Source organism: Crenobacter oryzisoli, from assembly GCF_030385785.1.
Taxonomy (GTDB): domain Bacteria; phylum Pseudomonadota; class Gammaproteobacteria; order Burkholderiales; family Chromobacteriaceae; genus Crenobacter_A; species Crenobacter_A oryzisoli.
On the sequence record NZ_JAUEDK010000031.1, the window covers coordinates 46401 to 55100 of the forward strand.

Below are 8700 nucleotides of genomic sequence, written 5' to 3' on the forward strand. Positions count from 1 at the left end.
AAGCGCTGCCGAACATCGCCATGTGCGGTCGCCCCAAGCACCACCGTTTCAAGGCGACCTCACCAGAGCAGGAAAATGAAGGGTGGCTATCGCCTGCCTGACAGCCACCATCAAAAAAGCCACCTTGTCAGGTGGCTTTATGGTTTCAGCTACTGTTTCGTGCGCTGATAGAGCCCGAACTGGATGTCGTCGCGCGGACGGCTACCACTCCACATCAACGTCCAACCTGGCTCGGCCAAACCGTCGTCCTTATGGCGCACCATCAGGCGCCAGTCGCACGGCACGTCCGGGCTGCCCTTCGGGAAAGTCTTGAATTTCATATTGCCGTACATTTCCCAGCTGAGCCGCGCCAGTCGGTTGCGATCTTCAGTAGCCACGCAGCTGACGTTCGGCGGCAGCGCATCGACCATCTGCTCGACCACCGGCCGGAAGCTCTTCGCTGCATCCAGCCACGGCAACCACAGCGTCAGCCCCAGCCCCCACAACAGCGTGATGCCCGCGGCCCAGTTGGTCACCGCCTGGCGACCGCGCAGATTACGACGGGTCACCGCCCAGACCCACACCAACGAGGCGATCAGCGCACATACCGCGGCAAAGGCCGACACCTGCGGCTGGTAATACGGACTGAAGTACGCCGAGCGTTCAGCCAACTTGGCCGGCCAGCCGAAGTTCATTGCCAGCCAGCCCAGCCACACCAGGAGGCCGAAGAAACCGAAAGTCATCAGCCCGAACCAGTTGAACAGCGCAGCAGCACCGCGCTTCAGGGTGTCGAGCTCCACCGCCGCCAGCACCGCCATCGGCAGCAGCAACGGCATCGCGTATTCCGGCGCCTGCCGGTCGGACAGCGTCAACAGGATCAACACCACCGCGAAGAACATCAGCGGAAGCTGCAACACTGGGCTGTTCAGCTCGCGGCGGCGATGCAGCGCCCAGGCCGCCAGCGGCCAGGCAGGAAAGCAGTACCAGAACACCACCTGGGGGTAATAGCCCATCTGGTGGAACAGCTGGATATGGCCGATGCCGTTGAGCGGCCCCAGCGCAAAGTAATGCCACCATTGCTGAAACTCGGCCGGATGCGCCTTCGCAAACGCCATCGGCCAGATCAATGCCAACGGTACCGCAATCAGCAGCGCCAGAATCAGCGTGATCGCATAGCTCTTGTTACGCCAGGCCGAGAATGCCGGCAACAACGCCGCGACGCTGGCGATCAGCACGACTTCCAGCAGGCTGGTCGACAGGAAGGTGACCACCAACCCCACACCCAAGATCGCACCAGCCAGGCCGGGCGAGGTCAAGGCCAGCGCCAGCGCGTAGAACGCCGCAGCGAAACCGGCAAAACCGGCGACAATCGGGTTCATCTGGTGGCCGGTGGTGATCAGGCCGATGCAGCCGATCAGGATCATCACCACGCTACGACCGTGGCGACGGCCGATCAGCAGCCGCCCCGCCCCGCCCATCAGCGTCAGTGCGATCGCCATAAAGAACGGCGTGGCGAGCCTTGCCGCATCCGGCATCGTCAACAGCCACGGCGAGAACAGCTTCACAAAACCCGAGGCGACCCAGTAGTAGAGCGGCGGCGAATTCAGGTGCGGCACACCCTGCGTGGTCGGCAACAGCCAATTATGCGTACTGAGCATGCCCTGCACGACCGCAGTGGCGAACGGCTCGACCGGCTTCCACGGATCGTGGCCGATGATGCCCGGCCATAGCCAGATGAACGTCAGCAACAAGAGCAGCCAAGGCTTCTCAGTCGGCTTGGCGAGGTTGGGGTCCTGCGGGGGGGTATACGTGAGCATGGGAGTAAGGATACCGGCAGCGCATGCGCTACGCACCAAGAGCGGCTAACAAAAGAGGCTTCGCCGCATTTGTGCGAAGCTAAACCCTCTCGGCACCAACATTACAACTTGTGCTGCCTGCGTCAACGCGCCGGCAGCAAGGGTTTCTTTCTGCAACCCTAAGACGCGGCCTCTGCCTTTTGGTTCGGCCGCGCGCAACAACGAAAAAGGCAGCCGCAGCTGCCTTTTTCGGTCCATGTCCGCGGGATTAGCGCTTGAACATGTTGCCGTATTTTTGCTTGAACTTGTCCACGCGACCGGCGGTGTCAACAATCTTCTGTTTACCGGTGTAGAACGGGTGGCATTGCGAGCACACTTCGATATGGAAGGTGTCTTTGGCCATCGTCGACTTGGTGGTGAACTGGTTGCCGCACGAGCAAGTCACGGCAACTTCGTTGTATTCCGGGTGGATACCAGCTTTCATTTCGCTTCCTTTATGTAAACGGGTGCAGGGGTTGTGCCTGCACTGCTTGGGAGTGGAGCATTATCCTCGCCCGGCCGGCACTTGGCAAGCGCCGGCCAATAGGCAGATCATGCACGGCGCCAGGTAGTGCCTTGCGCGCCGTCCTCGAGGATCACGCCGCTATTGTGCAGTTCGTCGCGGATGCGATCCGACTCTGCCCAGTTCTTGGCGGCGCGCGCGTCCTTGCGCGCCTGGATCAAGGCTTCGATCGCCTCGGCGCTCAGCCCGGCCTCGCCGGCCACGCCGTCCTGCAGGAAGGCCACCGGGTCGCGCTGCAACAGGCCGAGCACGCCGCCAAGTGCCTTCAGTTGCGCGGCCAGCTCCACCGAGTGGGTGCGGTTCACTTCACCGGCCAGCTCGAACAGCACCGCCATCGCCTCGACGGTGTTGAAGTCGTCGTCCATCGCGGCCTTGAAGCACTGCGACTGCGGCGCGTCCCAATCCACCTTCACTTCGCCCGTCACCGGCACGTTCTTCAGCGCGGTGTAGAGACGGGTCAGCGAACCCTTGGCGTCGTCCAGGTGTGCGTCCGAGTAGTTCAGCGGGCTGCGATAGTGCGCGCGCAGAATGAAGAAACGCACCACTTCGGCATCGTACTTCTCCAGCACCTCGCGGATGGTGAAGAAGTTGCCCAGGCTCTTGGACATCTTCTCGTTGTCGACGCGGATGAAGCCGTTGTGCAGCCAGTAGTTGACGAAGGGGTGATCGTGCGCGCCTTCGGACTGGGCAATCTCGTTCTCATGGTGCGGGAACTGCAGGTCGGCGCCGCCGCCGTGGATATCGAAGTGTTCGCCCAGCAGCTGTTCGCTCATCACCGAGCACTCGATGTGCCAGCCCGGACGGCCCTCGCCCCACGGGCTCGGCCAGGACGGTTCGCCCAGCTTCGCCGATTTCCACAGCACGAAGTCGAGCGGGTCGCGCTTGTACGGGTCGACGTCGACGCGTTCGCCGGCGCGCAGGTCGTCCAGCGACTTGCCGGACAGCTTGCCGTAGCCCTTGAACTCGCGCACCGCGTAGTACACGTCGCCGTTGCTGGCCGGATAGGCTTTGCCCTTGGCGATCAGCTGCTCGATCATCGCGATCATGCCCGGCACGTAGGCGGTGGCGCGCGGCTCGTGGTCGGGCTTGAGGGCACCCAAGCGTTCGAAGTCCTCGTCCATCGCGGCGATGAAGCGGCCGGTCAGCGCCTCGATCGGCTCGTTGTTCTCGGCGGCACGGCGGATGATCTTGTCGTCGATGTCGGTGATGTTGCGCACATAGGTCAGGTCGTAGCCCGCAGCGCGCAGCCAGCGACTGACCATGTCGAACACCACGATCATGCGTGCATGCCCCAGGTGACAGTAGTCGTACACCGTCATGCCGCAAACGTACATGCGCACTTTGCCGGGCTCGATCGGTTTGAAGACTTCTTTCTGTCGGGACAGGGTGTTGAACAGGGTCAGCATGGTGAACAGTCTGATATGGGTCGGTAAAAAATCATTCTAACAGAGCCTGTCAAGCCGCCGGAACCGCCGGCAGCTCACTCCCCCGGTGAACAGGGAGAAACCGGCATGAAAAAAGCGGGCCCGCGGCCCGCTTCTTCATAATATTACCCCCTCCAGCCAGAGCCTCTGCTCACTCCAGCGCAGCGGTCTTGGCCAAGCGTCCGGCCGAAGACAGTACGCAAAGTACGGCGAGACCGGGCAACAACGCCAGGAGGGGTACCCAGTGGCGCTTACTTGCTCCAGCTGTCCTTCAGGCCGACGGTGCGGTTGAACACCGCCTTCACGCCCGGCTGGTGCTCGTAGCGGTCGGTGACGAAGTAGCCGAGGCGCTCGAACTGGAAGCGCGACTCCGGCGCCGCCTGCAGCACCGAGGCTTCCACGAAGGCCGGCACCAGCTTCAGCGACTCCTGGTTCACGAACTGGCGGAAGTCGACATAGTCGCCGTCCTCGCCGCGCACCGCGTCAGGGCGCGGCTCGGTGAACAGGCGGTCGTACCAGCGCACCTCGGTCTCGATTGCGTGCTCTGCCGACACCCAGTGGATCACACCCTTGACCTTGCGGCCTTCCGGGTTCTTGCCCAGGGTGTCGTGGTCGATCGAGCACTTGAGCTCAACGATCTCGCCGTTAGCGTCTTTCACCACCTCGTCGCACTTGATCACGTAGGAGTAGCGCAGACGCACTTCACCACCGGCGGTAAGGCGCTGCCATTTCGGCGGCGGCACTTCGGCGAAGTCGTCCTGTTCGATCCAGATCTCGCGGGCAATCGGCACTTCACGCTCGCCGAACTCCGGGTGGTGCGGGTGGAACGGCGCGCTGCGGCTGGCGGTGACAGCCTCATCGTAGTTGGTCAGCGTCACCTTCAGCGGGTTGACCACGGCCATCACGCGCGGCGAGTCGTTTTCCAGCGTCTCGCGCACCGCGCCTTCCAGGATGGTCATGTCGATGATGTTCTCGCTCTTCGACACGCCGATGCGCTGGGCGAACAGCTTGATGCCGGCCGGGCTGTAGCCGCGGCGGCGCATGCCGGCGATGGTGGGCATGCGCGGGTCGTCCCAGCCGGTGACGAGGCCGTCGTTCACCAGCGCCTGCAGCTTGCGCTTGGAGGTCAGCGCGTACAAGAGTTCCAGGCGCGAGAATTCGATCTGCTGCGGGTGGTTGCCGATGCTGATGTTGTCCAGCACCCAGTCGTACAGCGGACGGTGGTCTTCGAACTCCAGCGAGCACAGCGAGTGGGTGATGCCCTCGATGGCGTCGGAGATGCAGTGGGTGTAGTCGTACATCGGGTAGATGCACCACTTGTCGCCGGTGCGGTGGTGATGCACGCGGCGGATGCGGTAGATGGCCGGGTCGCGCAGGTTGATGTTGGGCGAGGCCATGTCGATCTTCAGGCGCAACGTTTTGCTGCCGTCCGGGAACTCACCCTCACGCATGCGAGTGAACAGATCGAGGTTCTCTTCCACACTGCGGTCGCGGTACGGGCTGTTCTTGCCTGGCTCGGTCAGACCGCCGCGGTACTTGCGCATTTCTTCGGCCGTCAGGTCGTCAACATAGGCCTTGCCGGCCTTGATCAGTTCGATCGCGTAGTCGTACAGGCGGTCGAAGTAATCCGAGGCGTAGCGCACCTCACCGTTCCAGTGGAAGCCCAGCCAGGCGATGTCCTGCTTGAACGCCTCGACGAACTCTTCCGATTCCTTTTCCGGATTGGTGTCGTCCATGCGCAGGTTGCACAGGCCGTTATAGTCCTCGGCCAGGCCGAAGTTGATGCAGATGGCCTTGGCGTGGCCGATGTGGGCGAAGCCGTTCGGCTCCGGCGGGAAGCGCGTCACCACCGAGTTGCGGCGGCCCGTGGCCAGATCGTCGTCGATGATGTTGCGAATGAAGTTGCTGATTACCGGCGCGTTGGTTTCCGTGCTCATCGTCAAAAAAGGAGGCGAAAAGAGTAATCGGACGATTGTACCGCAAGCGGCCGGCCGCTGCCGAGCCGGCCGCAAGCCAGATCATGGACGCAGACGCAGACGCCGGTTGAGGCCGGCCACTGCCAAGTGCAGTACGCCACACAACAGGAAGTCCATCATTTTTATTTGCCGCTTAGCCGCTTGCCAAATGAAATTGCATAGGCGGGAGAGCGAAAAAGCAGGATCGGATCGTTCGTCGGCTCAATCCCGTCCGCCATTACGAGAGGATCGAAATTGATCCTTTCACATTCCGCACCTTTCTGCGATGTGACGGAGGCAATGGTCAATGTACCGATTTTGACCTCCTTGCGGTTGGAGGGCCAGGACAAGGTCGGATTGTTTTCGGGATCGCCGGGGGCGCCGATGGTCAGGATCATGTCCCAGCGAATAGACCCCTGCTTGACTCGGTCGATCAGCCTTTGTTCCAGGAAATTGGGGGGTGAGGACTTGAGTTCATCATCGGACAAGCGTTTCTCACCGTCTTGCGGAACAAACCGCCAACGGACCAACGTGGTCTTATTGGCCTGATTCACGAACTTGAACGTGTGAATGCCAAAGTAGCTGCTATTGGCCCAGCTAACCGGAGGGTTGTTTTTGTCCAAGTAGTCTGCCTGGGGCAAGCTGTCTGGATGGCTTGCCCTGAATGCCTTGATTTTCTCTGGATCAGGCTTGCCGGTTACCGGGTCAGGTTTTTTGGAAACAATGTCGTCGAAGAATGTTTGTGGTGTCGCCGCGCCGAACATAGGCGTATTCAACATGGTCATGTGCTGCAACTTGCCGTCAGGCAGCCGGAATTCCAAGGCCATGCCTCGAGCACTCTTTGCGGTATCCGGCACTTTGGGATTGCCGCCGGCCAAGGAAAAGCGGGCGATTACCGGCAGGGGCTTGCCCGAAAAGAGCGCTGAGCGGGTATAGTCGCGTGCAACCGGTGCGCCAATGAATTCACCAGCTGCACAGCTCCCCTTGATGTGATTGCGCCGTTCTCCCGCGTGAACGCCGAAAGTGCCCTCCAAGGCGGACACAACCTGACCTGCTGTCACCCCTGTTTCTGCCGCCGAGGCAAACAGCGTGGAGAGGGAAAGTATTGTCGCCAGTGAAAATGCCGGTAAATGACTTTTTTTGATGTACATATCCTCTTCTTCCGTTTCTAGATAGTGAAGGCGAGCGGCAAGATCAAACGCGGCGTTGTTAATTACTTTGCCGGTAGGCGGCCCCGGCCCAAATGGACTTCAGGCAAGTGCAACCGCCACCTTCAGACCCAGCCGGTTGAGCGTATTCAGAATGGCACAGCTCACCGGCATCTCGCCGCCTAACGCACAGACTGGCGAGCTGCCATTCCCCACCCCGTAATATGAAGCGCCACTAAGGATAGTCTCGATCACACTATGCCGAGGATAGCCTATCCATTTTTTCATAGCCGCCAGCCCAGATGCCTAGCTACCGCCAGGGTAGCATTGCGGGCACCCGTGAAATCGCCCCTTCCCACGACCTCCCGTTCCACCTCGGCGGCACACAGACCGCGTTTCATGATGACTTATATGGACGCCTCCCGGCTTGGCAAGCGATGTTCGATGCGGGCTTCGAGATCTGGCTGCAGACTTATATCCGGCCTTTATTGCAGACTCGGAGTCTGCTGGCCCTGATGGAATTCGCAGGGGAAGGCCTCATCTCCTTGGAGTCCTCGAAGGACTGGCCATCATTCAGGCTTACTTCCCCACGGTCCGACCTGTTCTGCCATCAAGCGCACATCAACCTGCGCAACCTTTCAGCGATCCACCTCCTAAAGGGTTCGTTAATCTTTTACGCGGCCTTGGCCACGTAGTCCGTTTGATACGTCCGGCCATGGGCCAACAGCGCCCAGATCGTTCGTGCCATCTTGTTGGCCAGCGCTACCACCGCCGCATTGAACGGTCGTCGCGCCAGCAACTGGTCCAGCCAGGGATCGCGCACCTTCTGATGCGTCGCCACTGCCCTGGCGCCATGAATCAGCAGCGTGCGCAGATACACATCACCGCGCTTGCTGATCCCCAGCAACTTCACTCGCCCGCCGGTGCCGCTCTGGCGTGGCACCAGGCCGAGGAAGGCGGCAAACTCGCGCCCAGACTTGAATGTCTTGGCATCCCCAATCATTGCTACCGCCGCTGTTGCGGTGAGCAAGCCGACACCCGGAATGGCCATCAGTCGTTTGGCTGCTTCATCTTCCTTCTTCCACACCGCCAGCTTGTGCTCAAGCTCGGCGATGTCTTGGCCCAATGTCTCAATTCGCTGTAGTTGGCTACGGATCGCTTCGATCACCATCACTGGCAACGTGTCTTCCAGCCGCGCAAGCTCATCAGGAATCCGCTCCAGCGCCTTGTGTCGCCCCTTTGGCAGCTCGGCTCCGAACTCGTACAACAGCCCGTGTAGCTGGTTAGTCTGCATCGTCCGCATCTTCACCAACTGCTCGCGCATCCGGTGCAACATCAGCACGCTTTGCTGGCCTTCGCTCTTGAGCGCGACGAACTTCATCCCTGGCCGCTGCGCCGCTTCCCAGATCGCCTGCGCATCGGCTGCGTCGGTCTTGTTGCTCTTCACGAACGGACGGACGAACTGCCCGGGAATCAGCCTGACCTCATGCCCAAGCTCCTGGAACAGCCGGCCCCAGTAGTGCGCACTGCCGCAGGCCTCCATCGCGATCACCGACGTTTCCCGGTTGGCGAAGAACTCGTTCAGTTGCGCCCGTTTCACTTGCCGGCGGCAGATTTCACCGGTAGCGGTATCCACCCAATGCAGTTGGAAAACCCGCTTTGCCAGGTCCAGACCGAATGTCGTAATCTTCATATCGAGCCCTCCTTACCGTTTGTGGTTGTTGCTACACCACCACTTTGGCACTTTAGATGCCGTCAGGTATTGCGAGGGCTCCTGTCGTTCTGCAGACCGCCGTCGTCACCTTCGGGCAGGAGGGAGGCGTCCATTACATCTCC

6 protein-coding genes are annotated in these 8700 nt (G+C 60.9%); all 6 read right to left on the minus strand.

From position 1 onward, the window contains the following. Nucleotides 1-149: 149 nt before the first annotated feature. Nucleotides 150-1796, minus strand: coding sequence for an ArnT family glycosyltransferase (locus QU481_RS15975; RefSeq protein WP_289831028.1), 1647 nt, complete (start codon nucleotides 1794-1796; stop codon nucleotides 150-152). Between the two features lie 247 nt (nucleotides 1797-2043). After that, nucleotides 2044-2259, minus strand: a complete 216-nt coding sequence (gene rpmE / locus QU481_RS15980) for a 50S ribosomal protein L31 (protein WP_289831029.1) — start codon at nucleotides 2257-2259, stop codon at nucleotides 2044-2046. A gap of 107 nt (nucleotides 2260-2366) precedes the next feature. Further along, entirely contained in the window at nucleotides 2367-3743 is a 1377-nt protein-coding gene (cysS, locus tag QU481_RS15985) for a cysteine--tRNA ligase (protein WP_289831030.1), read from the minus strand. 269 nt (nucleotides 3744-4012) lie between these two features. Further along, on the minus strand, nucleotides 4013-5698 hold the full coding sequence (locus tag QU481_RS15990) for a glutamine--tRNA ligase/YqeY domain fusion protein (protein WP_289831031.1): 1686 nt from the start codon (nucleotides 5696-5698) through the stop codon (nucleotides 4013-4015). Nucleotides 5699-5859: 161 nt separating this feature from the next. Then, on the minus strand, nucleotides 5860-6867 hold the full coding sequence (locus tag QU481_RS15995) for a catalase family peroxidase (protein WP_289831032.1): 1008 nt from the start codon (nucleotides 6865-6867) through the stop codon (nucleotides 5860-5862). Nucleotides 6868-7537: 670 nt separating this feature from the next. Continuing rightward, complete coding sequence (locus QU481_RS16000) at nucleotides 7538-8557, minus strand: IS110 family RNA-guided transposase (protein WP_289828201.1); 1020 nt, start codon at nucleotides 8555-8557, stop codon at nucleotides 7538-7540. Between the last annotated feature and the right edge of the window lie 143 nt (nucleotides 8558-8700).

Excerpts from the sequence above, each read along its gene's own strand:
- QU481_RS15975 (WP_289831028.1), bottom strand. The coding sequence starts at position 1,796 with ATGCTCACGTATACCCCCCCGCAGGACCCCAACCTCGCCAAGCCGACT.
- rpmE (WP_289831029.1), bottom strand. The coding sequence starts at position 2,259 with ATGAAAGCTGGTATCCACCCGGAATACAACGAAGTTGCCGTGACTTGC.
- cysS (WP_289831030.1), bottom strand. The coding sequence starts at position 3,743 with ATGCTGACCCTGTTCAACACCCTGTCCCGACAGAAAGAAGTCTTCAAA.
- QU481_RS15990 (WP_289831031.1), bottom strand. The coding sequence starts at position 5,698 with ATGAGCACGGAAACCAACGCGCCGGTAATCAGCAACTTCATTCGCAAC.
- QU481_RS15995 (WP_289831032.1), bottom strand. The coding sequence starts at position 6,867 with ATGTACATCAAAAAAAGTCATTTACCGGCATTTTCACTGGCGACAATA.
- QU481_RS16000 (WP_289828201.1), bottom strand. The coding sequence starts at position 8,557 with ATGAAGATTACGACATTCGGTCTGGACCTGGCAAAGCGGGTTTTCCAA.